The organism is Agrobacterium pusense, from assembly GCF_013285525.1.
Classification (GTDB): domain Bacteria; phylum Pseudomonadota; class Alphaproteobacteria; order Rhizobiales; family Rhizobiaceae; genus Agrobacterium; species Agrobacterium pusense.
This window is the reverse complement of sequence record NZ_CP053857.1, coordinates 52,238-78,207: the sequence shown is the minus strand read 5'-3', so window position 1 is coordinate 78,207 and position 25,970 is coordinate 52,238. Positions and strand designations below refer to the sequence as shown.

Genomic DNA, 25,970 nt, shown 5'->3' with positions numbered 1-25,970 from the left:
GCTCCACCGAGCCCAAACCACGAGCTCCAATCCCAAAAAACAAAGCCGCTAATTGAGATTGAACGCCATGCATGGTTCCATGCCGGACGCGTAGCTGATTCCTCCCCGTCGATGCCAAACCGCGATCCGAGAGGCCCATGTCGATTTCAGATACGATTTTCCGCCCCTTCGAGACGCTGATACGGCCGCTCGACATTCCCTTTCGGCCACTGCCGTCGAAAGGCCCCGTCGCGGTGCTGTTGCATTTCATTGCGATGTTTCGTGGCGTCCTGATTGCTCTTGCCCTGTCGTCGATGGCGGTGGAAGCCATCAATCTTTCGATCATCTGGGGTCTGTCCGTTATCGTCGATGGGGTGACGGCGCAGGGAGCAACGGCTTTCCTGCGCAATGAATGGCCGCTGCTGACCGTGCTTGGGTTGTTGATTTTCCCCGCAATGCCCATAGCGTCGTTCCTTCTCAATACGCTCAATTCCCACACGCTTGGCATTGCGGTGCCGGCGGCCATCCAGTGGCAGGGCCACAAGGCCGTGGAGCAGCAGGATCTGGCATTTTTCCATGAGCTTTATGCGGGGCAGGTCGCCTCGCGTCTTTCGCAGGTCTCGTCAGCCGTTCAGCAGCAGATTATCAACGCGTTTCAGACCGGACCGCGTTTCCTGTTGCAAATGGTCGGCTCTCTTGCGCTTCTTGCCGCCTTATCATGGCAGCTGGCGCTGCCCGTATTCATCTGGATCGTGCTCAATGTCGTTCTCGCCGTTAAACTTGCCCCGGTATTCACGGAGCGGTCACGGCGCTCGGCAAAACAAAAGAGCCTTGTTTCGGGGGCGATTACCGATCTCTACAGCAATATGCAGATGATCAAGCAATTTGCCGCCGAGGACAGTGAGGCGGGCGTTATTCGTCGCATCCTGATGAAGGCGGTGCAGACACAACACAAGGAACAGCGTGTCTATCGTGCGTCCGAGCTGGCCGTGGTTGCGCTCAACATGGCGTTGTGGCTGGCGATCCTGTCAGTGGGGTTTTCCGGTCTGGTGAAGGGTTTCATCACGGTCGGAGAATTCGTCGGCGCGGTCTATATATTGCAGCGGTTGTCCGGGCACACATTCACCTTCCTGCAGATGGGCCAGCAGATATTCCAGGCGATCGGTACGATCAAGGATGCCATGCCTGTCATGACGACGCCTCCGACCATTACCGACATGGCCGGTGCGGCGGAATTGAGCGTTTCGCATGGTGACATCGATTTCGACCACATCCGCTTTGCTTACAAGTCAGGCAGACCGGTGATTGATGATCTGTCGCTGACCGTGCGCGCCGGGGAGAAAGTCGGCCTTGTGGGGTTGTCAGGTGCGGGAAAAACGACGCTGGTCAATCTGCTCCTGCGTTTCTACGACATTCAGGAGGGTGCCATTCGCATCGACGGGCAGGATATTCGCGAGGTCACGCAGATGAGCCTGCGCCGTAATATCGGGGTGATTGCCCAGGACGTGGCGCTGCTGCACCGGTCGGTGGGCGACAACATCCGCTACGGTCGACCGGATGCGACGCAGGAGGAAGTGGAGCAGGTGGCGAAAGTGGCGAAGGCCGACGTCTTCATCGGTGATCTCGCCGACAGCGAAGGACGAAAAGGGTATCAGGCCTTTGTTGGAGACCGCGGCATCAAGCTTTCCGGCGGACAGCGACAACGGGTCGCCATCGCGCGGGTGCTGTTGAAAGACGCGCCCATCCTCATCCTCGACGAAGCCACCTCAGCGCTTGATAGCGAGTCTGAGGCCGCCATTCAGGACAAGCTCAATCTGGTGATGGAGGGCAAAACGGTGATTGCCATTGCGCACCGCCTGTCGACCATTGCCCGGATGGATCGCATCATCGTGTTGGATCATGGCCGGATTGTCGAAGAGGGAAGGCCCGAGGAACTGGTCGAGCAGGATGGATTGTTTCCGCGGCTCTGGAAACGCCAGATTGGTGGCTTCATTCCCGAAGATGAGGGGGTGACGTCGGAGGCGGTGGTGGACCGAAGCTGAGAGCGGAGAGCTTCGTCATTTGTAAAGAGGTTACGATGAAAACCGATTGGAAGTCGGTCAGAGGCATGCTGAATGCAGCAATCGACGCCTGCGAACGCATCGAGGCGCTGCAGTATGCCGAGACTGACCGGGAGGCCATGATCGATATCGGCGGACAAAAGGTCAGCGTCCATGATTTTCTGGTGACCGCGTGGACAGCCCGGAGAAGCTCCGCTACCAGATCATACGCGAACGCCACGACACCGGCGTCAATCTCCCAAGCCGGAGGCAGCGCGCATTCTGTTGGCAATGTCCCAAGCTGCAATTGAATTGGTGGATGCTGGTGAAGTGACCCCCGCCCAACAAGATATCCAGCAGATGATCAAATGGTTTGATGAGGACTTGGTGCGTGGGATTGAAAGTGCCGTCGCTACTTACCGATAAGCAAGGTCGCAATGGACTGTGTGGCGTAAGTGAAAGGAGAGGCGGTTTTTTCCACACGGGTTCGGATGTTGATGTCTGATGTAGGCGATTTGCTTTTGCCGTAGTCGTTATCTGACCGTCACACTTCGGCTCTACCAGTGAATGATGCAACGTCACCTCTTTGTGTTACTCCTCCTAGCGCTGACCCAGATCACCGGTTGGGGCGTGGTGAGCGTTTTGCCGGTGATCGCGACGACGGTCGCGGTAGAATTCCGAACCTCGCTGCCGATGATTTTTGTCGGAACCTCCGTGATGTTCGTCGCTATGGGGTTCGCTGCCCCTTGGACAGGCCGTGCGTTTCGCAGACTTGGACCGCGTTCTGTTATGGCTACCGGAGCCGGGATGATCGCGGCGGGGCTTTGTCTGCTGGCGCTGTCTCCGGACCTTTGGGTATTTTGGGCCGCTTGGGTGTTGATCGGGATTGCAGGCGCGATGTTTCTGACGACGTCAGCCTATGCCCATATCGCGGATTACGCAGGGGATAGGGCGCGGAGCCTTATCGGTACACTGATGCTGGTAACGGGTCTGGCGGGTAGCGTCTTCTGGCCCATCACTGCCTTCCTCGACGGTGTGGTTGGATGGCGTGCGACGGTTCTTGTCTACGCTGGCATCATGGCATTGGTCATTTGCCCACTTGTTTTAATCGGCCTGCCAGCGACCCGTGCCGTGACCGCGCCGGCCACCAACAATGGAAGTGCTCGCAAGGGTCCTGTTCTTGCCCTTCTTGTGACCGCCATCGCTCTGAACAGCTTCGTGACGTTTGGCATTGAAGCTGTAGGCATTCAACTTTTGCAGGCGACCGGAATGGACCTTGCCAAAGCCGTCACGATTGCCTCGCTTCTGGGGGTGTTCAAAGTGGGCGGACGCGTGGTTGACCTGCTGGGTGGGCAACGATGGGATGGGCTATCCATCGGGATTGTGTCCGGCGCGATGATAACAATCGGCCTCGCTGTAATGTTGATAGGCGGCCACGGCTTCCTGTCGGAGGCCGGCTTTCTGGTAATATACGGCGTCGGAAGCGGGGCTTTCGCTGTTGCCCGAGCCACGATGCCGCTCGTTTTCTTTGAGAAAGCCGACTATGCCGCCGCAATGGCAACCATTGCCCTGCCAATAAATCTGATCAACGCACTGGCGCCGCCGGTATTGGCTGCGCTCATGGCGGGGATGGGAGCGCATGCGGTCTTTGCGGCGCTTGGGGTTCTCAGTGCGACGGCCTTTATGGTTTTATGGCAACTCAACCGCAAGAGGTCTTGGAGCACCGTAGCTGAGTGATTGCTACCGAAGAACTTTGTTTCAAGGTCGTCAGAGAGGCAGGCGAGGAGGCGAATATCTGCGGCAGTGGGTAATTGACGAGTTAAAGAAGCCTTTATCCGATTAGCCAATCAAGCTTCTCTATTTTTATAAATGGCGGGTCAGATAGCGATCAGACAGTCCGCATTGGAATGGTCCCGACCTCGCAGCTGTGCCAAGTCCTCGTCCATTTCGCTGAGCCGCATCATATGTGCAGTGATCTGCAATGAGATGATGTGCCGGTCGTCTATAGAGAAACGTTCCCACCTCTTGAGATTGTCGATGACCTCGATGAGGTCGAGACGTTCTTGTTCGAGCTTCTCCAAGTTCCAGATCATCGCAGCCGGGCTCCCGTTTCGACTTGCCTGAAACGGTAGCATGGGCGGATCGGTTCAAACCGATAAGATTTAGCGTAAATTTTATGTAAATTCCGAGTTGTTCCGACCCGCGGTTGGCGTGGTAAAGCAATTTAAGGGGATTCTCAGCTAACCACTGCTTGGTCGCGATATTGCCGTCGTCGAAGTCAGGGAACAGGCGTGTACCGATCCAATGCCTTCACCCGGAGGAAGACCCGCATCAGCCGCGGAACCTTTCCTGCCATTCTTTCGGTCCCACACCCAACCTGCGCAGGAACAGCCGCCGCATCGTTTCGGGTGATCCGAAGCCGCACTTCCGGGCAGTCGTTTCGACGGAGCTGCCGGTCTCCAACAGTCCCTGCGCTCTCTCCAGGCGGATCATCTCGACGCCCTCAGCGGGTGTTCGACCTGTCCGTTGCCGATAATGGCGGACAAAGGAGCGGCGGCTCATTCCGGCCTGGTCAGCAAGGATATCGAGCGTGATGGGGCGTGCAATATTTGTGGCGATCCATGCGTGGAGTTCCATAAACCTGTCATCGACTGTCTGAAGTCCGAGCGGCACACTGAATTGGGACTGGCCTCCCGGCCGTTTGAGGAAGACCACAAGCTCGCGTGCGACGGTGAGAGCGAGTGCGCGGCCATGATCTTCCTCCAACATTGCCAGAGCAAGGTCGATCCCTGCCGTCACGCCCGCTGACGTCCATATCGAACCGTCACGCAAAAAAATCGGGTCGCGCTCTAGCCGAACTTTTGGAAATCGTTTTGTGAACTCGTCGCACCGGCCCCAGTGGGTAACGGCACGGCGACTGTCCAGTAGGCCGGCCTCCGCCAGCAGGAATGCGCCGCTACAAACCGAGGCCATTCGCCGGACACGGGGTGCGCGATCGCGAACCCATTCGATTAGCGGTGCGCGGTCGCAGGCAGCATTCACGCCGCTGCCACCAGCAACGATGGCGGTGTCAGGCGCAGATTTGTTCGTTGGCAAGGTCTTGCACACCAACGTTATGCCAGAGTTGCATGTGACCTGCGTCTCTTCGGCAACCAAAGTGACTTCGTAGAGCCCACCAGCCGTTGCCCGCGACAGCCGGTTGGCGGATGCGAACACCTGGGCGGGGCCGGTAGCATCGAGCACCTGAGCATCGGGGAAAAGAAGGATTTCGATTTGACGTAACATCGAGATTGGCCTGAAACGAGGGATTATTGGCATTCGTGCCACAGCATTTACTGCGATACTAACCGCGTCAAGACAGGAGAAATCAATGACCGTTCGTTTCGGTATCCTTTGCTTTCCAGGTGTTCAGCAACTCGATCTCACGGGTCCTTATGAAGTATTCGCCTCGGCGCGCGATACGCAGGTCGATCTCGTCTGGAAGACGACCGAGCCGATACGTGCGTCGACCGGACTGTGGTTGACACCCGACAGAGCCTTTGAGGAAGCGCCAGCCTACGATGTGATCTGTGTGCCTGGAGGCGGTGGCGTAAATCCTTTGCTGACTGACAAGGAGACACTGGATTTCCTGCGATCCCAGGCCGCCACTGCGCGCTTCGTTACTTCGGTCTGTACCGGTTCACTTGTGCTCGGTCAGGCGGGATTGCTCGCCGGGAAACGGGCCGCTACCCACTGGAACGCAATGGACTTTCTGCAGCGGTTTGGAGCGAACGCGGTGAATGAGCGTGTTGTTCGTGATGGCAGCCTGATCACCGCAGGCGGTGTCACGTCGGGCATCGATTTCGGGCTTGCTGTAATCGCCGAGCTGATGGGACAGGACGAGGCAGAGATAATCCAGCTGTCGCTCGAATATGCACCGGCACCACCCTTCAATGCCGGTTTGCCCGGCCAGGCGCGTAAGGAAATCGTCGCGGCGGCCTGTCAGCGTATGGCAAGGTCGCGAGAAGAAAGGGAGGTGTTGCTGGTGGGGAAGTAGCTGTCTTTGAAAAACGCGCGGAATAACAGGAAAAAGTTTTGCTGCGTCTCGCGCCTTTACTCCTGCAGCTCCCTGCGCCTTGCTTGCATTCTCCCGCCTGACACAAAAGGAAACCCTCCGCCTGGGAGGGTTTCTAATCGAACTGAATGTTTTGGTCGCGTTGCTAGAGCGCGCTTTGCCGGACGACGGTAATTTTACCGACTTCGACCAGCGGCGTGACGTCGAGGTTTTTGCCTTTTTCTGTCAGTTCGAGGCTGTAGAGGAATGCTCGACTGGCGGTATGGTCGCCTGTTGTCTGGATTTTTTCCTTGCCGAAATATGCTCCGGCAGGGATGGGAATGCCCGAGGCCTCACAGTCCTCAATGGCTCTAAAACGTACGGGTGCACCTTCCATTTGGTCCTCCTTCGGGTTGGCAAATGAAGAATATGCAGCGGGTACTGCCGGTTCATGATGCCCTGAAACAGACCGTGAGGCAATTGCCGGCGTGACGTCGACGGCCCCGGCGTTGCGGAACTCGGGTATGCCGGCAAAAGGAAACCCTGCGGCCGTATATCCTCCACGACTCGAAGCTTAATGGCAGCGCGGTGTGTCGCCTGGTGTCGGCCGCAAAGACAAGCATGCGCCCGACCTGCTGCTGGATCGTTGCCTTGAAAGTACACGATCACGGGTGGCTCTTCGGTCGCCAGTACAGTGGATAAAATGATCACAAGATTGGATGAAACCACATGCGGCTGCAAAAAGGCAGGTTCCTCAATGGAACAACGGCTGTAGTCTCCGTCCGATCAACAGGTTTTCGGGCAATCATATATAGGGGAGAGAGTTGGCTAAGGAAGACCCTCTTTCTGGCGGTAGTGCTTTCCAATTGTGTCAACAGGAAACGAGTGCCCGGGATCGTTTTTGAGGGAGGACTGATTTCGGCGCTCTGCGATTGTTCAAGTCCTTGCTCCTGCATCGGGTTTGGTGAACCAATCGCCGCCGTCGGGGCCTTGTCCTGCTAATTTCTCATCTGTGCATTTTGGGACTTTGCTTCGGGCGGATCCAAAAAGGTTGCGGAATGGTCACACCCTTTCTTTCGAGCACGGGTTTTCCATAAATTGCAACCGCTAAAGTTGTTGCGATGACGTGTCGGGATGTTATCTCTGCGTCAGGTTGAATCATTGAGGGGATGAGGGATGAAAAAGTTGGGGGCGATTTTGCTGATGGCTCTTTTGAGCGCATGTGCAAAGCCATCTGACGGACCGAGCGCAGGCAATATCCGGTCTGCGACTTTGCCGCGAACCAACGAGAAAATCCCCGTCATCGAGCTCGCTAATGCATCGGCCACCACGGTTTCTGCCGGAGGCACGCAGAACGCCTCCGGCCCCGGCCTAACCGCGCTTCGCAACACCGGTTACAATGCGCAGAGATTGCGGCGCGGCGACGTGATCGACATCACCGTGCTGGATACGGGAGAAGACGGACTATTCTCCCCCACCCAGAGCAAGACGCTAAATCTCGGTCGTTTTACGGTTGATCAGAGCGGCTCGGTGAATATTCCATTCGTTGGCAGACAGAGGGTTGTTGATTCCACGCCCGAAGGGGTGCAGTCGCAGGTCGTTGCCGGCCTTAAGGGGTCGGCCGTGAACCCACAGGCCGTCGTTACTGTCGTCGATAAGCCCACGAGCGCTGTCATGCTAAGCGGTGCAGTAAAAAATCCCGGAAAGATCGCGCTGACCGCCCGACAGGAGCGGGTGCTCGATGCGCTCAATCAAGCCGGTGGCCCTACTGTCGCTGCGGGCGCGGCCACGGTCACAGTCGTTCGCGGCTCGCAAAGGGCCAGCGCGCCGCTTGACCGCGTCATGCGGGAAGACCGTCAGAACATCCGCCTGTCACCGGATGATCAGGTCATGATCGATGGCGACGCGGCGAGCTACACCGCCCTCGGTGCGTTCAAGAGTGCCGGTGAATTCCAGTTCGAAGCCGGAAAGCTGACCCTGGCGCAGGCCGTCGGCCGTGCCGGTGGCTTGCTGGATGACCGCGCAGATGCGCGCAATGTCTATGTCTTCCGCAATGAGATTATTCAGGTTCCCGCCGCAAGGGTGCCGGGCGCGAAAGGCCCGGTCGCGACGGCGACGAGCATGCGGCCCGTGATCTATCACGTCAACATGCGCGACGCTTCCAGCATCGCCCTCATGCAGCTCTTCCAGATGCAGAAGGGTGATGTGCTTTATGCAAGCAACGCGCCGCTGGTGGATTCGGCCAAGCTGCTGACCGTGTTCCAGAAGAGTGTGCCGACGGCTGCGGCGCCGCTTCCCGGCGGCGGCAACTGACAAGTGAGGCGCTACAGAAGCTGTAGCGCTTCCATTGCCGTTTGTGGACGCAAGGCAGGATCGCCACGGCAACAGGCCTGCGCAAAATCTGCGAGGCCTTGCGGTGACTGTGCCTTGTCCGTCTCGATTAGCCGCCGGGCGAGCCGTCCCACGGCATATATGTCCTGTTCCGGCTTTGCGGGTGCGCCTTGGATCTGTTCCGGCGGCGCAAATTCAGTCGAGGCCGCAAAACGAAGGCCGTGTTCCGCGTGTTTCCGGCCAATTTGCAGGGCGATGCCGAAGTCGCCCAGTCTTGCCGTTTCGAACTTGCCGTCCGACAGCAGAATATTAGCTGGGGTGACATCGCAGTGCACATATCCCGATGCATGTACTGCGCTCAGCGCTTGCAGCACGCGGCGAAGGATCACCATCGCCTGCGACGCGGCAATTGGTTGCGCAGATATGATCGATGCCAGTGAGTGTGAAACCCACGGCTGCAACAGGCCCGGCCGACCATCCGGCAACCGCAGAAGCGCGGACGTTTCCACAAGGCAGGGATGGCGCAGCGCGAGCCCGATCTCGGCCTCGTCCCGCAAGCGTTGCAGCGAGACAGTGTCGTCCCTGCGGGGAGGCGGCACGGTTTTCAGCGCGTGCAGCGAGCCGAGATCGCGGTGACGCAATTGCAGCAAAAGTGTCGTCTCGCTCTGGTAAGCGGTGAAATTCACGGCAAAGCTGTCCGCAATCCAGTCCGGTTTTTCGCCGGACATATCTGGCAATTTTCGATCCAGCGCATTTCGGATCTGGTTGATCAGGTCTTGCTGCTCCTGATCGCTTCTCTCGCGCGTGCCCTCATGGCGGATGCTTCGCCAAAGGTCGGAAAAGCGTGCGACTATCTCCGGATAGGCAAGTTCATTGTTCACGCCGGTTTCCAATCACAATTGCGCTTATATTCTCGCGGGCGTTTTCGATCAGCGCTTCCTGGATCAGGGCATTGGCACAATCCTTGACCGGGGTGTTGAAGACGATCTCGGCAATGGCGCGTTCCCGGAGGATCTGCACCAGCGGGTAACTGCACAGCAGGACCCTGTCCTGCAAACCCCACTCCTCGAAGACGATGTCCGGCCGAAACTGCTGGGAAAGCCCGACACATTGCGAGAGTTGCTTTTTCATGCCGACCACGACGTGATCGCGCGAAAGCTGGTGCATGGTGCCGTTTTTCAGGAGATAGGCGCGCGCATCACCAGACCACAGGACGCTTAGCCTGCGCGAGATGATCGAGGCTATGACGACGCTGGCCATCGGCCTGACATCGGCGCCGGTCGTCTGGCGGGAGAGGAGCAGGCTGTTGATGGTGCCGAGCTTTCCCCTGATCTGCTGCGCCATCGTCTCCGGAGTTTCGGCATCTGGCGTTTCCGCAAGAATATTCGTGGCGAGACGGGCGGCCTCTGCGGCGCTGTGTGAATCACCTTGTCCGTCCGCTATGGCGAAGAGGGCAGGTGTCTGGGAAACGAATAAAGCGTCCGCATTCAGGGAAAGCCGCGTTCCCGGGTGTGTGGCATAGCTGTAGGTCACAGATGACGGCTGTTCCGCTGCCGGTGCGGGCATTGGCGCCACAGGCGGCATTTGCTGTTTTGTTTTCTCCATCACCGTTGCTGGAATTGGCGCTGGCGTTGAACCGTCCTCGCCGCCTTTGCCCGGCATGTCGCTAAAGAGACGCAGGAAATCGGAGGCTTTAGGTTTGCCGTCAAATTTGAGGCCGCGGGCACGACGGCTGACGGGGTCGATATACCACCAGAGGCTCGTCGGTATACGGCCGCGCACCATTTCCGGCACATCCTCCTCTTCCCGCGGCTTTGGCAGACGTAGTTTTTTGATCGAAGTGATAAACCGGGAGATATCGAAATCGCCGGTCATCGATGTCTCGGCCAGCGCCTCTGCGGCCATGAACCAGGTGTCGTCGAGATAGAGGCTTCGTGGATGTTCGCGGAAGCCATTGAGCTGGGCGATGATGGCAAGCGGATATTTGCGTCCCACCCGGTCCGCACTCGGCACCAGTACACCGACATAGGCGCAGTTTCCCCATATGCCGCGCTCAATGATGAAGCGTATGGGTGGCGACGAAGAGAATATTTCGGGCCATCGGCCCGTAAACATATCCACGCAGGCGTGCATGCCGGATCGCATCCAGCCGTCAAAGGTACCTATTAATTCCCGCTCAAGCCCATCGGAGATGAAATCGCCATGGCTTGGGACCTTGCCGAAGAAACCGATGCGATCGCTTTCCGTCGCTGTTTGCGTGGACCTTGATGCCTGATCGGCCATCAGTTGCGATGACCCGCTGTCGTCCTCGTGCCTGCCTTCATTCTAATCCCCTCCTTTGAAACATCACCATTCCGGTCCGTCACTAGAACTGCGCGGGGCAGGCGAAGCTGGCAATTGCATCCAGCTTGAACGGATTGAGAACCGAGCCGAACTGAACATCGAATTCGGCAGCCTGTCCGCCATTCTCAAACCGTACCCGCAGCAGGTCACCCGACTGGTTCTCGATATCGGCACCGTCAAACAGCCGGAAGGGCGACCAGTCGCCATTTTCGGTTTTGGCCTGCTGCCAGCCGCCGGGCTGGAAGGCGATGCGCGACAGGCTTGCCGTGTTTTCGCGCGAGGGCCAGGTGATCGATTTCGCCTGGATCGGACCATGATAATAAACCACCCGCTCGCCCTCGATCTCCAGCATCACCGCGCTCGAGGCATTGGTGAGGGAGACGGGTTTGACATTGATCGAAACCGCCGGCGTCTCGCTACCATTCGGGAAGAAGGCGCGCGAAATCTTGTCGGCATTTTCGAACTGGGCGACGGCGCTGCTGGGAAGACCGGCCGCGCCGAAGGTACCTTTCCAGCTCCATGGGCTCGTCGTCTTGTCGACAAACGGTTCCATGCGCTGTTTGAAGAAACTCTGGAAAACCCCCGCCGGCCCGAAGAGACGCGTGAAATCCGCAATGGCGACGTCGCGGGTGGAGGTCCGGTCGAAGGGATAACGACCGCTGACGATCGAAGAGCACAGGGAGGCTGAATCTGATGTCCAGAGTTCGGCAATGCGGCTGCGAGCGGACTTCACCGCAAGCGAGCCGACATCCGCCGCCACGCCTGCCACCCAGACATCGAGCGGCACCGGCAATTCGCGGGCCTGCTGCAGCAGGTCCTGATTGGCCTTCGTCAGCTGGCTGTCCACGTCGAACACCTTGGCGACTTCATCGGAGGTTGTTGCCGAGCGGGCAAGCTGTTCGTTCAGCAGCTTGAAATGCGCGAGCAACTGTTCCGATGGCGAACCTCCGGTCTTGTCGCCATTGGCCTGCTCGCCAGTTGTGGCTACGCCTTTTGTCGCCGCCATGTCACGCAGTCTCGCATATGGATCGGACGCATTCACGGAGGCCGCCAGAACGGCTGTGGTTGCGTCGCCTTCCGCAGCGGAGGCGAGCGTGGCGGGGTTTGCTCCGGGGCGGAGATCGGTCGCCTCCGCAATCGATCTTGCAGCCTCCATCAATATATTGCGCTCATTGGCAAGCGCGCGGGTGGTTTCCACTGCGTCGCCGAGGGTCTGGGACGGTTTGACCCGAAGGTCGGCTAGCGTGTCAGCCCATTTTTTCTCAAAACGGTCGAAATAGATTTGTAGCGCGGCCTGCGCCACCTGCTCCACAGTCGCGCCCTTGATGGCGTCATCAGAACCGCGCACCCAGCCTTCGGAAAGCGCGATGCGGGCGGCATGAGCGACTTGCGGAATGACGACACGGTGATACCCATCCGCCGTGAAGAGGCCTTCTATGCCCTCCGCCATAGGCGCTTTGCTGCGACGCTCGAAAGCCCGCTCCCCAAGAGGACCGAAAGCCGTCGCGGGTGTCCACTCCATCAATTCGCGCACCTGCGGAAGACCGGCGAGAATATCATAGGCGCGTGTGCCAATCGCTTGATCGCGGATCGTTTCGCGGGCGGTAGCGATGAGCCGCGCATCGAGTTCGATCGGGGCAAGCACGCCGTCGGCCAGCGCCTTTGCGTGCTGGTCAAGCGCTTCTCGCACCGCTGCCCTTCCATCACCGGGATAAAGCGATGCGAACATCTGATGCGTCTGCACGGTCAGGAACTCGCGGTCCAGTGCACCCATCCCGCCCAGCATTCCATAGAGTTTCAGCGAATTGAACGTGCGGGTGACATCCTTCTCGTCCTTAAGCTGCTTTTGCAGCTGCACGATCATCCGCGGCAGCAGCAAGGCGTTGAGCGCGCGCTGATAGGCGTCACGCTGGCGCCCGGCAATCTTGTCCTCCTGATCGAGACCGAAGCTGACATTCCAAATGCGTTCGCGGGCAAAGCCAGAATTGGCATCGCGCAGATTGTCGAGCGCGGGGAGGATGCGCAGGAAATCCGCATCTGCGACCTCTCGTACGGGAATTCCCTGAACGAGCTGCACATAAGCGCCAAGTTTGCGATCCGCTTCGGCGAGCGCCTGTGTATTGGCGAAATAGGTGAAAATCCAGCCAGTGAAGACAATGGCGACCGCCGCGGCGGATGCGCCATAGGCAATGCGGCGCACCAGCAATTGCCGCCCGGAAAGGCGTTTGTCGCGCATCACCAATGCGGCTTCGGGAAAGATAACATCCTTGAACAGCCGCGAGAGGAAGTAGCTCCGGCGGGTTCTGGGGGCTGCGGGAGATCTTTCCGTTTCCGGCTGCGTTCCCGACGCAAAATAAACGCCACGCAGAAGCGGGGCTTCAATGAGAGCCGAACTTGCGCAAAGCTCGCCAAGCGCTTCGTGCAGGCGGTCTTTCAGACGCGCCAGCTCGGCCGGAAATCGGAAGATGCGTCCGCGTATCTCCGCATTCTGTTCCTGCTGCAGGCGTTCGATCAGCATGGCATCGACCCGCTGCTGCAGCAGCTCGAATTCTTCCGTCAGGCGCTGCGGCAGGTTCTCGGCGGAGTAGCTCTCATCCAGCTTAAAGGTTGTGCCCCAAACCTGCTGGCGATCGGTCTTGTTGAAACCGTCGAAAAACTCCACGAAACCGTGCAGAAGGTCGGCCTTCGTCAGAACGATATAGACCGGGACCCGAGCGCGCAGATATTCGTCGAGTTCCGAAAGCCGCTGACGGATGGAGCGCAGTTCCTGCCGCTGCTCCTCGGGATCACGGTTGAGAAGATCGGGGATGGAGAGGGTAACCAATGCGCCGTTGATCGGCTGCGAACGGCGATATCGCCTCAGGAGGCTGAGAAAACCTTCCCAGCCGGCCTTCGAGGATCCGTCGAGATCATCCTGCGTGGTATAGCGGCCGGCGGTATCTATCAGGATCGCCTCATCGGCGAACCACCAGTTGCAGTTGCGCGTGCCGCCAATGCCCTTCACCGCATTTTCGCCAAGCGCATCGCCAAGCGGAAATTGCAGGCCGGAATTGGTGAGTGCCGTCGTCTTGCCGGAACCGGGGGCGCCGAAGATCACATACCAGGGCAGGTCGTAAATATAACCGAAGCGCTTTTTCGTGACGCGACGCAAGAGGGCGAGCGCTTCCTTCAGGCGTGTCTGGATTTCGCCGATTTCCGCCTGCCGATTGGCCAGCGCCTCGCGTTCGATACTGTCGACGAGTTCCTTGTCCTGCTTGCGTCCGCGGTAGATCGTGACGACGATGTAGACCAGCCATATGGCGACGATGATGCCGATGGCGAGGAGCCGGGCCTGCACCGTGCCAAGCGGTTTGAAATCGCCGAGCGCGATCAGATAACCGTAGAACCAGATGACGACGCAGAGCGCGATCACCCATAAAAGCGACAGGAAACGCCGTCCGACGAGGGCCGCATAGCTCTCGACATAGGAGCGGATCGTATAAAAATAGCTCAATGGATTCATGGCTGGGCCTCTCCCGGCTGCTGTCCCGGACTGTTCTGTATGGGCGGCGAGAGAATGCCGGCATCGCTCAGTTTTTCATCGGGATTGGTCAGGACCATGATTTCTGTTCTGCGGTTTATCTGGCGGCCTTCTTCCGTCTTGTTGTCGGCGATCGGGTCGCTGTCGGCCCGGCCTTCGGTCAGGATCGCTTCAGGACCGGTGAATTGTGAAAGAATGTCTCCAACGGCCTTGGCGCGCGCTTCGGAAAGGTGCCAGTTCGATGGAAACTCCACCGTCTTGATCGGCACGGTGTCGGTATAGCCGATGACGACCGCACGGAATTTTTCAGCCGCGAGCGCGCCGCCGATACGCTGGATGAGATCGCGGAACTGCGGGCTGACATTGGCGCTGCCGGTCGTGAACAGGCCCGAATTGTTGATGCGAACCCGCAGCCGACCGTTCACATCCGCAAGGGTCACGAGCTTCCTGTCGACTTCGGGCTGCAGGAAGGCCATCAGCTTTTCAAGCCGGGAGGGTTGTCTCGGCTCCACGATTTTGGGTGGATCGACGACGCGGGGAGTTTCCACTTCAATTTGCGGCGGCGTTGGTGCAGCAGGGCTAGCGATCAACACGCTCGGTGTTTCATTCGGCGGCAGATGAGCAAGTCTTTCGAAAGTGACATCGGATGCGCTGTTGAGCGACAGCGTAAAGAAGAGATAACCAAGCGCGAAGGCGAGCGCCATCAGCGACAGCAGGGTCCAGAGCGCAGTCATCGCGCGCAATGGCGTATGTCGGGCATCGACACCTTTCCAATGCGGAGAAAGCTCGCGTTCGAAGGCGCCATATTGGCCGATGAGCGTTTTGTAGAGACTGTCGCGGATGCGTGAAAGCTCGAGCGCTCCTTTCGGTGAAACGCGGGTTCGTCCTTCGAAAGCCAGCGACAGGCACAGATAGATAAGCAGCAGCAGATCCTTGTTGGCGCCGGGCGACTGGTGGAAATGGTCGAGAATGTCGAAAACCCGGTCGCCGCCAGTAACGTCATTGTGGAACGTGGAAACGAGGCCGGAGCGCGCCCAGCCTGCCCGCACACCCCAGGGCTTGCTGAGAACGACATCATCGACCGTCGCGCAGACGACATAATGCGCAGCCCTTGCCCGCTCGGGGCTGATGCGGGAGGAGGCGAGGTCGCGTTCATAGCGTGTAATTGCTTCAACGCAGGCGCGGCGAAGCTGGTCGGGATCCGGCTCGGCATCGCTGAAGCGCAGCAGATGTGCGAGGTTGAGAAGCGGAGCTGCCGATTGCACAAGTGTCGGAACCTCCTCGCCGCCGAAGTGTAAACCCGTCAGCAGCTGTTCGACCGGCATGGCAGTCGCTTTTGCCCTGCTAGGGCCTGCCGGCTCGTCGGTCTCGACGATGTCTTCGAGGATTGCCGCCATGTTGCGGGCGTTCTGGTTGCGCCGACGGCTTTCCTCGGTGATCTCGACCACCGTCGGCAAGTCTTGCCAGGAAGAGGGGTTTTCCGTGCTCATTCGCGTAACGCCCACATTTCCATTTCAAGCCCAGGGAATTCGCCCGCCAGATGCAGGGCAATGGCCCCTGAAGTATCGAGCTGTTTCCAGAGCGGCGACTGCGTGTCGATCTCGAAATAAACGGTGCCGGATCGATAGGGCAGTTGCCGCGGCAGAACCGGCAGGGACCGCACGGGAATGCCCGGCAGCGCCACATTGACCAGTTCGGAAATCCGTTCCACCGGACCGACCTTGATCTGTGCCGGCAGGCGGCGGCGAATATCCTCGGCAGCCACATCCGCCCGCACGGCGAGCACGAAGCCGGCGTCGCGCAGAAGTGTGCGGTCGTGGATAGTGCCGACGCGGACGCCATGACGGCGTTCCACCAGTTCGATTGCGACGGCCGCCTGCTCCAGAACCGCAGACAGCGAGGTACGCAAATCATCAAACACAGCGCCGAAGGTGGCTTTCAGATCGTCGTGTCGGTAGGGCGGGAAATCTGTTGCCCGCTTCCTGTCCGTGGTGAAGGTGGCGAGCTCGCCGGCAAGCTGGATGCAGTCTTCGTAAAAGCGGATGGGGTGAAACCGGGTGGCGTTGGCACAGCGATGCGCGAGTAGCGGATCGGCCCGGTTGAGGATCTGCAGCAGGAAATAATCGCCCACTTCCGCCGTCCCCCGGATCGTCGGGTCACCGATGCGTTCGGCGATCGCCTGGGCGCGGTGGCGCACGATCCCCAGAAGCTCCGTCAGCAATTCGTTGAGACGGGGCGCAGCCGCGCAGCTGAGGCTTGGAGGGATGAAATCAGGGTCGAGAATGACTGCACGGTCGGAGCGGACTTCAATTACCCGCGCCAGCCCGATGAGGTCATAACCGGAAAGATCGTCACCGGTCTTGAGGAACTTCAGGCTCAGGCGGCCGACATCAATGGGCGCCACGAAATCCGTCTCTATATTCGTATCGGAGACTTCATAAGTGGATGCGGTGAAACGCACATTACTGGTGTCATTGTGGCCGCTGGCGGACGTGTCGGCCTTGCCCGGCTGCCGGGCCGGCAGGGCAAGAAAGATGATAGCGTTCTTGACGCTTTCATCGAGATCGAGAGGCGGCGGCAGGTCGGAATCTTCAGGCGCCTCGAAGGGCGTGCCGTCGGGGAGGATCCCGCGCAGGTTCGATAGCGCAAATTGCCCTATCGACAAGGCGCTGCGATCGACCGCTATCTCGACGATGCCCCAGGGATAGGGCGAAATGTTGCGCGTGGTGTTGCGCACCAGGCGTTCGGTCCAACGGTCGGACTGCTGAAAATGCTGGACGCGAAGAAACATGCCCTCGGTCCAGGCTACACGGTTCTCATGTCTCATCGTGGTCATTTACCCCCTTGGCATCGGCTGTGGCCGCGTCAGTCTCCTGTCTCGGCGCGGCTTCACCACGCGCTGCGCGCTGCAGGAACTGCCTGACCGGCAATGGACGGCCGTTTTCTTCGAATTGCTTTTTGTAGGCGGACCAATAGTCTGTTTTGACGATCAGCCCCTGCCAGTCCCGGCGGCTGATCTTTGCCCGGAAATCGTTGCCGGCATCGACAGACGCCTCGATAAGCCTCGGCTCGAGCCTTTGCGTGCAACCATGGATCAAAGTTTCAAGCGCGTAGGCAAGTTGCCGCTGCTGGCGGATGAGCCTTTCCATCCGCTCGCTCAGGGAGGCTGACGAACGTTGGCCAGCGCGCTCGCTCTCGAGGTCGAGAACGGCTAGACAATCGGCGCTTTCCTGCTCCAACGCGGTCAGAAGATCGCCAATCTCTGGCGGGGTAGAAACGCCTGCAGCCGAAGCGTTCTCCACATGTAAGTCTTCTTCTGTCTCAGGGAAAACATTGTCGAAATCTTCGCTGCGGGCGGTCGAAACCGGACGAGAGATCATGACGGGCGTGTTTAGAGCGTCGGTATGTTCGTGCTCGCTGCTTGCAACCGGCTCCTCATCCCAGTTATCGGGCAGAATGGCGCTTATTCCATGCGCCGCGGGCGGTTCGCTCCAGCCGATCTCGACATTTCGCGAAATGGATTTCGCCTTCCGTTTCGCGCCCTCGCGCCATGTTTCGGACCAGTCCTCGACGGAGGCAGTATTGCCCATCATGCCGCCGGCCGAACGGCCGTTCGGGGCGATATCCGCGAGGATCGCCGAAATGGTCAGCGGCTCGTCGCTCATTCGCAGGGATGCGTCGGGATCGGAAAAATCCAGTTCGGCATCGCCGCTGATGGAGACCTGAAAAATCTGACCGCCAATGTTGATTTGCGAACCGTCGCGGAGACGTGCGCTTTCGCCTTCGAGCAGCAGGCGGCCATCGACCAGCGTGCCATTCGCGCTCTGGTCCATTATCGTGAAGCCCTCGCCATCGCGGTTGAGCGTGCAGTGCAGCTTGGAAACGCGCCGTTCATTGTCGTCGATCTGCCAGTCGCACTCCCGCGATCGACCAATGACGCGGCGGCCGCGCTCGAAGGTCCACTGACTGGCTCTTGCTGCTCCGATATTGCGTGTGTCCTTGAGTGCAAGCTTCATATCCATGCCCTCACGCGGAAATCGCCGAGCCTTCCCGCTCGGTCACCACAGCGTCAGCACTGTCTTGTCGGGCGGGTGCCACGCGAGCCCAGCTGTTCCAGCCGAGACGGGCGGGAGCATCGGACTGGCCGAGGCGGCAAAACGGAATGTCCTCCTTTTTCAGGATCACCTGCACATCGAAGTGCAATGCGCTTCCGACGAACAGGCGTGTCATAGAAAATATTTCCGCAAGCCGTTTCGAACCGGGCGTGAGGGCTAGGTAATCCGCATAGGCGACAGGACCGATCACGACCCGGAAGCCGCCGCTCATATCTTCTACAGCGCTTCCCGCTGTCGTGTTCTGTCCGAGCCTCAGTCCTGATGCCTGCCCCAGCTGGCTTTGTTCATGCCGCGGCAAAGCCACCCACCGCCGGCGAAACTGTTCGATATTGACCGGAAGTCCCGTGAATTCGCAAAGCATTGATGTCAGGGCCGAAACATTGCGGTTGCGGCCGGCCAGAAGACCGCTGAAACGCAGGAGCGCGTCTTCGCTTACGCCTGCTTTCTCGACCAGACCGGCAGTGCGGAAACCGGTGAGAGCGAGCAGTGTTTTGCGGAAACCGTTGTCCCTCTGCTCGGTCGACCAGCGCAAACCCCTTGCAAGACGGTATTTTTCCGTCGCGGATACGAACAGTTCGCTGAACCTTGCCGCAAATAGGTTGAAGAAGCTGGCCAGCGCGCCTGAACGATTGCGTTCTTCCCGTTGCAGCAGTTCGCCATAGGCCGGCGGCAGCGAACCAAGCGGCCCGACGATGGGCGCGAAGGCTGATTTCAGTTCGGCATGACCGCGCTTGCGGCTGAAACCGCTGACTGCAAGCGGTGTCGGCTGTATTCCGCCATGAGCACCGATCACGATCCCGTCATCCGCCGAAACGAACTGGGCGACGCGAAACGCGGTTGCAGGGTCAAAACGGCCGGGATCGTCGCTGAGTAGCGCCGCCTGCCGGTCTTTGATGGTTGGCGTCTGCTGTTCCATGCCCGTCTCCTACAGCAGCGGCCGGTCGGCCGCGCGGGCTGGCCAGCGGGCAATCGGTTTGGAGTGGCCGCGCATCGTCGCCGTCAGCCTCGTGAAACTGTTGATCGAGGTGTAGAGCCCGAAGAAATGGTTGAGAACGCCGGCGAAAACAAATGCGGCAGGTCGCGCGATCAGTGCCGGGTCAAACTCCACTGTGATATCCGTTCCCGGTACCATGGCCGAGCCAATCCGGGCATGAGAATTCTGCGCCTCGACATTGCTGATCGCGTCCACGAGCTGTCGGGTTTCCGGGCTGTCCCTGAAGGAATAAAGCGAGAGGATGTCCTTCAGTGGCGCGCCGCCGTTGTCGGTGAGCGAAAGATGGTTGAGGAGAAGATGTGAGATCAGCCGCCACTCGCGCGCCGAACGCTCGTTGACGCGGATCGCCTCCGTCGGCGGCATCAGTGCATGGATGGATTTCACCGCCTCGTTGCCGGTGGAAAGCTGCAGGAAGGGGTGCCCGCCGCCAAAGGGAAGCTGGCTTGGCAGTTCACGGTTGAGGCAAAGTGTATCGATGCTTGCCACCATGTCGAGCGGCCCAAGCGGGCCGCGCTTCTGATCCACGAAGGCGATGTCCGTATCGGACGAGCCGTCATCATCGAACCGGCGCTGTATCTGCCAGTAAACGTTTGCGCCATTATTGCGCTGTGTGCGACCGAAAAACGGAGACGTCTTCTCGGTCTGTCCGGAACGGCTGGTCAGCTGAACGTTTTCAACGGCATAGATCTCGCGCGTCCGCTGCCGCCGTGCATCCGGCAGCAACCTGTATTCCGTCCGCGTACCATCAAGACTGAGCGGTTCGCAGCTTTGTTTGAACAGGTTGATCACAGGTGAGGCGTTCAACACAAAATCTCCGACCGACACCATGCGCTCAAGCCGCGTGTCCGCCGCATCCAGATAGATGTAAAGTTCGCAGTCCCCGCCGCTCCATTTTTGCAACCCGTCAATGTCGAGAAATAGAAATTTCTGCGGCAGCGCGAAGAATTCGGTGAGAAGCCGGTATCCATCAAAACTGTTGGCGGGATATGGCAGCATGGCTTTATCGCGAGAGTATCCGGACGGCGTAAGATTTCCGGCGGGCAGGAAAACGGCTTCCTTGTCCTCGGCGTGACGCGCAAGCGCCATACCGATGCAATGGTTGGTCAAAAGCTCGTAAAGCGCTGTCGCCTGCTGCCATGCGGCGGACAGGAAAATCTGGAGTTTCGTCAGTCCCATTTCCGGGAAAGTACCGCCGCGCGGGGCCGTACTGCGCAGCGAAAGCCGCAAACAGCTGGCCGTGCCGGTAAAGGACGCCGAAAAAGGGGCGTCGATCGGCTGGCCGGTGAGCGTCGCAGCTGCGATCTCCAGTGGAACGATCTCGACGTCCTGCGTGGTGCGGAAACGGCAGCTTTCGCCGCCAACCGGTTCGGCGAGAATTTCGCTGTGACGGGGAAGCGTCTGCACGGTTGCCAGCGCCGGGCTCGGAGCGAATTGCACAACGCTCATCGAAGGGATCGGGGCAAGATAATGTGGATAGAGCGTTTCCAGCAGACTGTCCGATAGTTCGGGAAATTCGTCATCCAGCTTCTGGCGCACCCGGGCGGCAGAATAGGCGAAACTCTGGATCAGACGCTCGACATGCGGGTCGTCGGCGACATCGCCCGTCATCCGCAGCCTGCCGGCGATCTTCGGAAAAGCCGCCGCAAAACGGGATGCGCGCTTTCGCAGCGCAAAAAGCTCGTCATTGTATTTTTCGAGGAAGCCTTCAGCCATTCGTCGCCTCCACCAGGAATTGCTGCGTGGAAGGATCGATCCGGGATTCAAAGCTGATCGGGGGCATGCCTTCCTGTAGGCGGAAGCTTGCCTGTATGCGCATGCGAAGCGCCCGGTCACCATCCGTGCGGTTTTTCAGGATCGTCACATGCACGTCGGCAAGGCGTGTTTCGAACAGGGAAATCCGCCGCTCGATGCTGCGAGCAAGTCGTGCCTTGGATGCATCCGTCACCAGATTGGCTGAAAGAATGCCATCAACGCCATAGCTCACGAGCGCATCGGACAATTCCTTGAGTGCTGCCGGCGGGCCGGCTGGGTTGCGGCGGGTATTGAGCAACGCCTCGAGGTCGCGGCGGATCACCTCGCGCATCTCGCGGGCCTGATCCTTCAGGCTGACGAGCATATCCGTTTCCGCATCTGGCGCGTCATCGAGCAGCCGGTCCAGAACCGAGCGCGACAGCGTTCTTTGCCGTGCGCGATATTGCTCAAGCGGTTCAACCACGGGCGATCTGCCTTTCTTCGTCGGACAGGGCGGAAAGCGCGCCGATTTCGTGGAACGGCACCACATCGTCGCCAATCAGCAGGCAGCGTTGGCCGAGACCCGTTATCAGTGGTTCACCCTCATTCCAGTGCGTTTCCCGACCGAGGAGTAGACCGACATCGTCGCCCGCACCGTGATAGATCGCCGGCAGCAGCACGGATGCGACTGCCCCGTCGCGCAACGTCAGTTCGGCGCCGCGAAAGGCGAGGTCGCGCGGGCGGCTCATGGGGTCGATGCTGAGGCTCTCGATGCGTCCGTAATCGATCCAGAGATAGCGGCCGCCATTGGTCAGGACTTCCAGCGCATGCGGAACCCGATCGTCCAGATCGCGGATGTCGCCGGCGCTCTTGCCGTCGTGACCGATTGGCACATTGCCGCGTTTTTCGTCGAGTTCATTCAACGCGTCTTTCGCGCCCGCGACATCGCCACTGCGCGCGGCAATGTTCGCCCGGATGGCCAATTGGTCAAGTTCGGAGGGGCCGCCGGGGAAATCCGGTACGGCGCCGCTTTCAAACCACGCATTGCGTGCGGCCATGGCGCGCAGCTGGTGGCGGAAGAGGGAAAAACCGACGCTGTCCTGCGGTGAAAATGTTGCGGCCAGATTGCATTGCGCATCGGCCTTTTCATAGTCGCCGGCGAGGACCAGCAGGTCGATGTAGAAATGGCGGCCATCCTTGTCGGTCGGCCTGGTTTTCACATGGTCCCGCGCGAGCCCGATTGCGTCTTGCAGCTGGTTGTCGTCCAGGAGGCGGGAAATATCGTCGCGCAGCGTCATGCGGATATCCTTTGCGGCTCGGCTGAAGACCGGGATGCGGCTGTGGTCGGCACCATGGTTTCGGCAATGAGGTGGAAGCTCGTGGAAACGTCATCGAGCTGGAAATGCGGCTGAAGGCGCACGGTGCAGGAGAATGTTCCGGGCTTGCCGGGAACCTCGAAGACCTTGATCCCCGCAGAGCGCAGCGGATAGCGCGTGCGCAACGCCGCATCCGCATCGTCGTTGCCGAGCGTATACGAGGAAAGCCAGCCTTCCAGTTTGCGCTCTATCGTCGTGGCATCGCTGAGCTGGCCGATGTCATCGCGCATGATGACCTTCAGGTAATGCGAGAACCGGGAGGCACACAGCACATATTGCAGCATGGCAGCAAGGCGGGCGTTCTGCCTCGCCGCTTCGGTGGAGTAATGGCCGGGTGCATGCAGGGACTGGTTGGCGTTGAAGATCGCCATGCCGGAAAGATAGGTGGTGGAGACGGGTACGATGCCCAGATCGGAAAATTGCTGTTCCTGTCCCGTCGTCAGTTGCACTTCAACGGGTGGCTGAGCGGACAGGCCGTTGCTCTCGATGCCGAGATCGAGCGGCGGCAATTGCCGGGCAGAGAGCATGCCGCCATCCACGGCGTCCTGTGTCACGCCGCGCAGATCCGCAAACCAGCCGGAATCGACGAAATTGCGCACCACAACCGCTGCGAAGGCAAAGGCGGCGTTGCCCCACAGCAGGGTCTCGCCGCTTTCCGCCACATGCTCGCGAAATGGAAATCCGTCATCCCGCCCGCGCGCATAGGGCTTATAGGGAGAGCGTAACAAAACGCGCGGTGCGACAAGGCCTACGAAGCGTGAATCGTCGCGTGTGCGAAGCGCATTCCACCGTAGCCGCGATTTCTCCTGTTTCAGCCAGGAAAAGTCATGGACCCGGCTGAGTTCCGAAAAGTCCTGCAGCCCAACGGTGGAGGGCGAAGCCGCCGCCACGAAAGGGCAGAAAGCGGCCGCAGCCACCATGCCGATCTGTGACAGCGTTGTGATGGAATCGGCACCATCAAGATCATCAGGGGAGAAGGCGTAGTCGCCGATCAGAAGGCCGACCGGTTCGCCGCCTGGCATGCCGAATTCGCGGTTATAGACGACCTCGAAAAGGTGGCTCTGGTCGAAGTCGGTGGCGCGTTCCGTGTTGCGGGCAAGGTCGCGCCAGCTGGCGTTCAGCAGTTTCACCTTCACGTCGGTGCTGCGGCCCGCCTCGCGCACGACCATGGCAAGCCCGCGCCATCTCGCCTCCATCGCCTGAAAATCGGGATGGTGGAGAATGGCGTTCACCTGGCCGGTCAGCGCATCGTCGATGAGGGCGATGAGCTGGTCGGCGAAAATGCGGGCGTCCGGAAAGGACTGATGCGCCATGAGCGGGCTCCGGATGATGAACGGGGCCGGGGTGGCGGAGCACCCCCGGACCAGGCTCAGTTCTTCGACGGAATACGGGCGACCATGCGAAGCGAGGTCGTCAGTTCTTCCATCTGCAACCAGGGCCGCATCCATGCGACCGCATTGTAGGCGCCGGGTTTGCCGGGCACTTCCTGCACGGTCACCTTGGCATCGCGCAGCGGATATTTGGCGCGGCTTTCCTCACCCGCCTCGTCATTGGCGTTGACATAGTTGGCGATCCAGCGATTGAGCCAGACTTCGCAATCGGACGCTTCCATGAAGGAGCCGATCTTGTCGCGACCCATGACCTTGAGATAATGCGCGAAACGCGACGTCGCCATGATGTAGGGCAGGCGGGCCGAAACGGCTGCGTTGGCCGTGGCTTCCGGTTTGTCGTAGAGCTTCGGCTTGTGCGCGGTCTGGGCGCCGAAGAACACCGCGTAGTCCGTGTTCTTGTAGTGGCAGAGCGGCAGGAAGCCGAGTTTGCCGAGTTCGGCGTCGCGGCGGTCGGTAATGCCGACTTCGGTCGGGCATTTCAGATCGAGGTCGCCGTCATCGCTGGAGAAGACATGCATGGGCAGGTTCTCGACCTTGCCGCCGTTTTCAGCCCCACGGATAGCCGTGCACCAGCCGCTTTTTGCGAAGGCATCGGTCAGCTTGGTGCCCATCACGTATGCGGCGTTCATCCAGCAGTATTCGTCATGTTCAAGGTCACCATTCACCGCACCCGTGGTTTCGTCGTAGGCGAAGTCATCGATCGGGTTGGTTTTCGGGCCATAGGGCATACGCGCCAGCACACGCGGAAGAGCGAGAGTGACGAAACGGGAATCGTCGCTTTCGCGGAAGCTGCGCCACTTGGCATATTCGACCGTGTCGAAAATCTTCTCCAGATCGCGCGGTCGGGCGAGATCGCGATAGTCCTCGAAACCGAACATGTGCGGGCTGGCAGCCGAGATGAAGGGCGCGAAGGCTGCCGCCGCGATCGATGATACGCCTTGCAGCAGCTGGACGTCATCGAAGGAATTGTCGAATTCGTAATCGCCGATGATGGCACCGAGCGGTTCGCCGCCGGGGGTGCCGAATTCGTCTTCATAAATCGCCTTGAAGAGGCGGGACTGATCGAATTCGACGGCTTTTTCGAGATCGCGCGCCAGTTCACGCTTGCCGGCATTCATGACGCGGATTTTGAGATTGACGCTCGTTTCGGAGTTCTTGACGAGATAGTTCAACCCACGCCATGTGCCCTCAAGCTTGGTGAATTCGGGTGCCTGCATGATAGCGGCGAGCTGTTCGGAAATCGTGCGGTCCAGCTCCGCGATCGCGTGGTTAAGGGTGACGGTGAGGTTGCGGTCATATTTTACCGTCCCCTTCAGTGCCTGATCGGTCAGCGTACGCAGGAGGTTCTGCGCGCGGTCCGGTTCGGTTTGGCGGGTAGCGGCAACCACCTTGGACAGCAGTCCCTGATCTTCGGCGGTCGTTGCCTGTGCTTCATTTTTCAGCAGGCTCTCAGCGCTCATGTTTCAGTCCTTCCACATGCGGCCTTGCAAATGCCGCTTGAACAGTTGGAAGCCCCAGGCGGGGCCGTTCGAGGAGGTTTTCCTCCGCACAGGCGATTATTCGCTCGCGCCGTTCTTTTCCTTGAGTTCGGAAACCAGCGTTGCGAGGTCGGTCTTGTTTTGCAAAATATCCTCCAGCATCCGCTCCAGATCTTCCGAACGGTCGGCCTTGGAAAGAAGGTCGCGCAGTTCATTGCGGGCATCCAGAAGCGCCTTGAGCGCCGGGACCTGCTGCACGACAGCGCCGGGTTCGAAATCATCCATACTTTCGAACTTCAGGTTGACCTGCATGTCCGTGCCATCTTTCTGTAGCGTATTGGCAACGGAAATATTGAGACCGGGCGTCATGCGCCGCATGACTTCGTCGAAATTGTCGCGGTCGATCTGAACGAATTTCCGCTCCCCGAACGGCTTGAGCGGCTGGGTGGGATTGCCGGAGAAATCACCGAGTACACCGACCACGAAAGGCAGCTCCTTGACCACCATCGCGCCTTCGGTTTCGACTTCGTATTTGATATGAACGCGTGGTTTGCGAACACGCTCCAGCTTCTCATGTACACTTGCCATTTCAACCTCCTTGGTGCCCCCTGGCACAGACGACTGTTACGGAGCGGCGTCG

21 protein-coding genes are annotated in these 25,970 nt (G+C 59.4%); 5 read left to right on the top strand and 16 right to left on the bottom strand.

Features of this window, described 5'->3' with window-relative positions; genetic code table 11:
* The first annotated feature begins 137 nt into the window (after positions 1–137).
* The 3 genes from HQN82_RS13970 (at position 138) to HQN82_RS13960 (ending at position 3,755) form a co-directional block, all read left to right on the top strand.
* Positions 138–2,021, top strand: coding sequence for an ABC transporter ATP-binding protein (locus HQN82_RS13970; RefSeq protein WP_173615078.1), 1,884 nt, complete (start codon positions 138–140; stop codon positions 2,019–2,021).
* A gap of 35 nt (positions 2,022–2,056) precedes the next feature.
* Positions 2,057–2,329 (top strand): hypothetical protein, encoded by a 273-nt coding sequence (locus HQN82_RS13965; protein WP_234904904.1) that lies wholly within the window; start codon positions 2,057–2,059, stop codon positions 2,327–2,329.
* A gap of 259 nt (positions 2,330–2,588) precedes the next feature.
* Positions 2,589–3,755: an MFS transporter gene (locus HQN82_RS13960; protein ID WP_173615077.1), complete on the top strand. Its 1,167-nt coding sequence runs from the start codon at positions 2,589–2,591 to the stop codon at positions 3,753–3,755.
* Positions 3,756–3,895: 140 nt separating this feature from the next.
* Here HQN82_RS13960 and HQN82_RS13955 read toward each other — a convergent pair whose 3' ends face one another.
* Together HQN82_RS13955 and HQN82_RS13950 are read right to left on the bottom strand one after the other, a co-directional pair.
* Entirely contained in the window at positions 3,896–4,111 is a 216-nt protein-coding gene (locus HQN82_RS13955; RefSeq protein WP_173615076.1) for a hypothetical protein, read from the bottom strand.
* A 238-nt stretch (positions 4,112–4,349) separates the two neighbouring features.
* Positions 4,350–5,336 carry a GlxA family transcriptional regulator gene (locus tag HQN82_RS13950; RefSeq protein ID WP_173615985.1) on the bottom strand — a complete coding sequence of 329 codons (987 nt, stop codon included), beginning with the start codon at positions 5,334–5,336 and terminating at the stop codon, positions 4,350–4,352.
* A gap of 52 nt (positions 5,337–5,388) precedes the next feature.
* On the opposite strand from HQN82_RS13950, the gene HQN82_RS13945 reads away from it, so the two are divergent.
* Positions 5,389–6,054, top strand: a complete 666-nt coding sequence (locus tag HQN82_RS13945; protein ID WP_173615075.1) for a DJ-1/PfpI family protein — start codon at positions 5,389–5,391, stop codon at positions 6,052–6,054.
* A 163-nt stretch (positions 6,055–6,217) separates the two neighbouring features.
* Here the strand turns inward: HQN82_RS13945 and HQN82_RS13940 are convergent, their stop codons facing one another.
* Positions 6,218–6,448, bottom strand: coding sequence for a hypothetical protein (locus HQN82_RS13940; RefSeq protein WP_034496492.1), 231 nt, complete (start codon positions 6,446–6,448; stop codon positions 6,218–6,220).
* Positions 6,449–7,227: 779 nt separating this feature from the next.
* Between HQN82_RS13940 and HQN82_RS13935 the strand changes: the two genes are divergently transcribed.
* Positions 7,228–8,364 carry a polysaccharide biosynthesis/export family protein gene (locus HQN82_RS13935; protein ID WP_173615074.1) on the top strand — a complete coding sequence of 379 codons (1,137 nt, stop codon included), beginning with the start codon at positions 7,228–7,230 and terminating at the stop codon, positions 8,362–8,364.
* Between the two features lie 11 nt (positions 8,365–8,375).
* Here the strand turns inward: HQN82_RS13935 and HQN82_RS13930 are convergent, their stop codons facing one another.
* The 13 genes from HQN82_RS13930 to tssB all read right to left on the bottom strand — a co-directional run bounded on the left by HQN82_RS13930 (position 8,376) and on the right by tssB (position 25,918).
* Complete coding sequence (locus HQN82_RS13930; protein WP_173615073.1) at positions 8,376–9,263, bottom strand: protein kinase domain-containing protein; 888 nt, start codon at positions 9,261–9,263, stop codon at positions 8,376–8,378.
* The gene (tagF, locus tag HQN82_RS13925) at positions 9,253–10,665 is read right to left on the bottom strand and encodes a type VI secretion system-associated protein TagF (protein WP_173615072.1); all 1,413 of its coding nucleotides are present in this window, start codon (positions 10,663–10,665) and stop codon (positions 9,253–9,255) included. Before tagF ends, HQN82_RS13930 begins: the two co-directional genes overlap by 11 nt.
* An 82-nt stretch (positions 10,666–10,747) precedes the next feature.
* Positions 10,748–14,227: a type VI secretion system membrane subunit TssM gene (gene tssM / locus HQN82_RS13920; RefSeq protein ID WP_173615071.1), complete on the bottom strand. Its 3,480-nt coding sequence runs from the start codon at positions 14,225–14,227 to the stop codon at positions 10,748–10,750.
* A complete protein-coding gene (gene tssL, locus HQN82_RS13915; RefSeq protein ID WP_173615070.1) occupies positions 14,224–15,735 on the bottom strand; it encodes a type VI secretion system protein TssL, long form in 1,512 nt (503 codons plus the stop codon). The genes tssM and tssL overlap by 4 nt, the downstream gene beginning before the upstream one ends.
* The gene (gene tssK / locus HQN82_RS13910; RefSeq protein ID WP_112637426.1) at positions 15,732–17,072 is read right to left on the bottom strand and encodes a type VI secretion system baseplate subunit TssK; all 1,341 of its coding nucleotides are present in this window, start codon (positions 17,070–17,072) and stop codon (positions 15,732–15,734) included. The genes tssL and tssK overlap by 4 nt, the downstream gene beginning before the upstream one ends.
* On the bottom strand, positions 17,062–18,267 hold the full coding sequence (locus tag HQN82_RS13905) for a type VI secretion system-associated FHA domain protein (protein ID WP_173615069.1): 1,206 nt from the start codon (positions 18,265–18,267) through the stop codon (positions 17,062–17,064). Before HQN82_RS13905 ends, tssK begins: the two co-directional genes overlap by 11 nt.
* 4 nt (positions 18,268–18,271) lie before the next feature.
* Entirely contained in the window at positions 18,272–19,276 is a 1,005-nt protein-coding gene (tssG, locus tag HQN82_RS13900) for a type VI secretion system baseplate subunit TssG (RefSeq protein WP_173615068.1), read from the bottom strand.
* Between the two features lie 9 nt (positions 19,277–19,285).
* Entirely contained in the window at positions 19,286–21,067 is a 1,782-nt protein-coding gene (gene tssF / locus HQN82_RS13895) for a type VI secretion system baseplate subunit TssF (protein ID WP_173615067.1), read from the bottom strand.
* Positions 21,060–21,569, bottom strand: a complete 510-nt coding sequence (gene tssE, locus HQN82_RS13890; RefSeq protein WP_173615066.1) for a type VI secretion system baseplate subunit TssE — start codon at positions 21,567–21,569, stop codon at positions 21,060–21,062. Before tssE ends, tssF begins: the two co-directional genes overlap by 8 nt.
* Positions 21,562–22,383 carry a type VI secretion system accessory protein TagJ gene (locus HQN82_RS13885; protein ID WP_173615065.1) on the bottom strand — a complete coding sequence of 274 codons (822 nt, stop codon included), beginning with the start codon at positions 22,381–22,383 and terminating at the stop codon, positions 21,562–21,564. Before HQN82_RS13885 ends, tssE begins: the two co-directional genes overlap by 8 nt.
* Complete coding sequence (gene tssC, locus HQN82_RS13880; protein ID WP_173615064.1) at positions 22,380–23,774, bottom strand: type VI secretion system contractile sheath large subunit; 1,395 nt, start codon at positions 23,772–23,774, stop codon at positions 22,380–22,382. The genes HQN82_RS13885 and tssC (HQN82_RS13880) overlap by 4 nt, the downstream gene beginning before the upstream one ends.
* Positions 23,775–23,830: 56 nt before the next feature.
* Positions 23,831–25,312, bottom strand: coding sequence for a type VI secretion system contractile sheath large subunit (tssC, locus tag HQN82_RS13875; protein ID WP_173615063.1), 1,482 nt, complete (start codon positions 25,310–25,312; stop codon positions 23,831–23,833).
* 96 nt (positions 25,313–25,408) lie between these two features.
* The gene (tssB, locus tag HQN82_RS13870) at positions 25,409–25,918 is read right to left on the bottom strand and encodes a type VI secretion system contractile sheath small subunit (protein ID WP_010973761.1); all 510 of its coding nucleotides are present in this window, start codon (positions 25,916–25,918) and stop codon (positions 25,409–25,411) included.
* Positions 25,919–25,970: the final 52 nt, after the last annotated feature.

Bases quoted from the DNA above. Each gene is read 5' to 3' on its own strand.
- tssL (WP_173615070.1), bottom strand. From the start codon at position 15,735: ATGAGCACGGAAAACCCCTCTTCCTGGCAAGACTTGCCGACGGTGGTC.
- HQN82_RS13945 (WP_173615075.1), top strand. From the start codon at position 5,389: ATGACCGTTCGTTTCGGTATCCTTTGCTTTCCAGGTGTTCAGCAACTC.
- tagF (WP_173615072.1), bottom strand. From the start codon at position 10,665: ATGGCCGATCAGGCATCAAGGTCCACGCAAACAGCGACGGAAAGCGAT.
- tssM (WP_173615071.1), bottom strand. From the start codon at position 14,227: ATGAATCCATTGAGCTATTTTTATACGATCCGCTCCTATGTCGAGAGC.
- tssB (WP_010973761.1), bottom strand. From the start codon at position 25,918: ATGGCAAGTGTACATGAGAAGCTGGAGCGTGTTCGCAAACCACGCGTT.
- tssC (WP_173615063.1), bottom strand. From the start codon at position 25,312: ATGAGCGCTGAGAGCCTGCTGAAAAATGAAGCACAGGCAACGACCGCC.
- HQN82_RS13935 (WP_173615074.1), top strand. From the start codon at position 7,228: ATGAAAAAGTTGGGGGCGATTTTGCTGATGGCTCTTTTGAGCGCATGT.
- HQN82_RS13955 (WP_173615076.1), bottom strand. From the start codon at position 4,111: ATGATCTGGAACTTGGAGAAGCTCGAACAAGAACGTCTCGACCTCATC.
- HQN82_RS13950 (WP_173615985.1), bottom strand. From the start codon at position 5,336: ATGCCAATAATCCCTCGTTTCAGGCCAATCTCGATGTTACGTCAAATC.
- tssF (WP_173615067.1), bottom strand. From the start codon at position 21,067: ATGGCTGAAGGCTTCCTCGAAAAATACAATGACGAGCTTTTTGCGCTG.
- HQN82_RS13940 (WP_034496492.1), bottom strand. From the start codon at position 6,448: ATGGAAGGTGCACCCGTACGTTTTAGAGCCATTGAGGACTGTGAGGCC.
- tssC (WP_173615064.1), bottom strand. From the start codon at position 23,774: ATGGCGCATCAGTCCTTTCCGGACGCCCGCATTTTCGCCGACCAGCTC.
- tssG (WP_173615068.1), bottom strand. From the start codon at position 19,276: ATGGAACAGCAGACGCCAACCATCAAAGACCGGCAGGCGGCGCTACTC.
- HQN82_RS13885 (WP_173615065.1), bottom strand. From the start codon at position 22,383: ATGACGCTGCGCGACGATATTTCCCGCCTCCTGGACGACAACCAGCTG.
- tssK (WP_112637426.1), bottom strand. From the start codon at position 17,072: ATGAGACATGAGAACCGTGTAGCCTGGACCGAGGGCATGTTTCTTCGC.
- HQN82_RS13965 (WP_234904904.1), top strand. From the start codon at position 2,057: ATGAAAACCGATTGGAAGTCGGTCAGAGGCATGCTGAATGCAGCAATC.
- HQN82_RS13960 (WP_173615077.1), top strand. From the start codon at position 2,589: ATGCAACGTCACCTCTTTGTGTTACTCCTCCTAGCGCTGACCCAGATC.
- HQN82_RS13905 (WP_173615069.1), bottom strand. From the start codon at position 18,267: ATGGATATGAAGCTTGCACTCAAGGACACACGCAATATCGGAGCAGCA.
- HQN82_RS13970 (WP_173615078.1), top strand. From the start codon at position 138: ATGTCGATTTCAGATACGATTTTCCGCCCCTTCGAGACGCTGATACGG.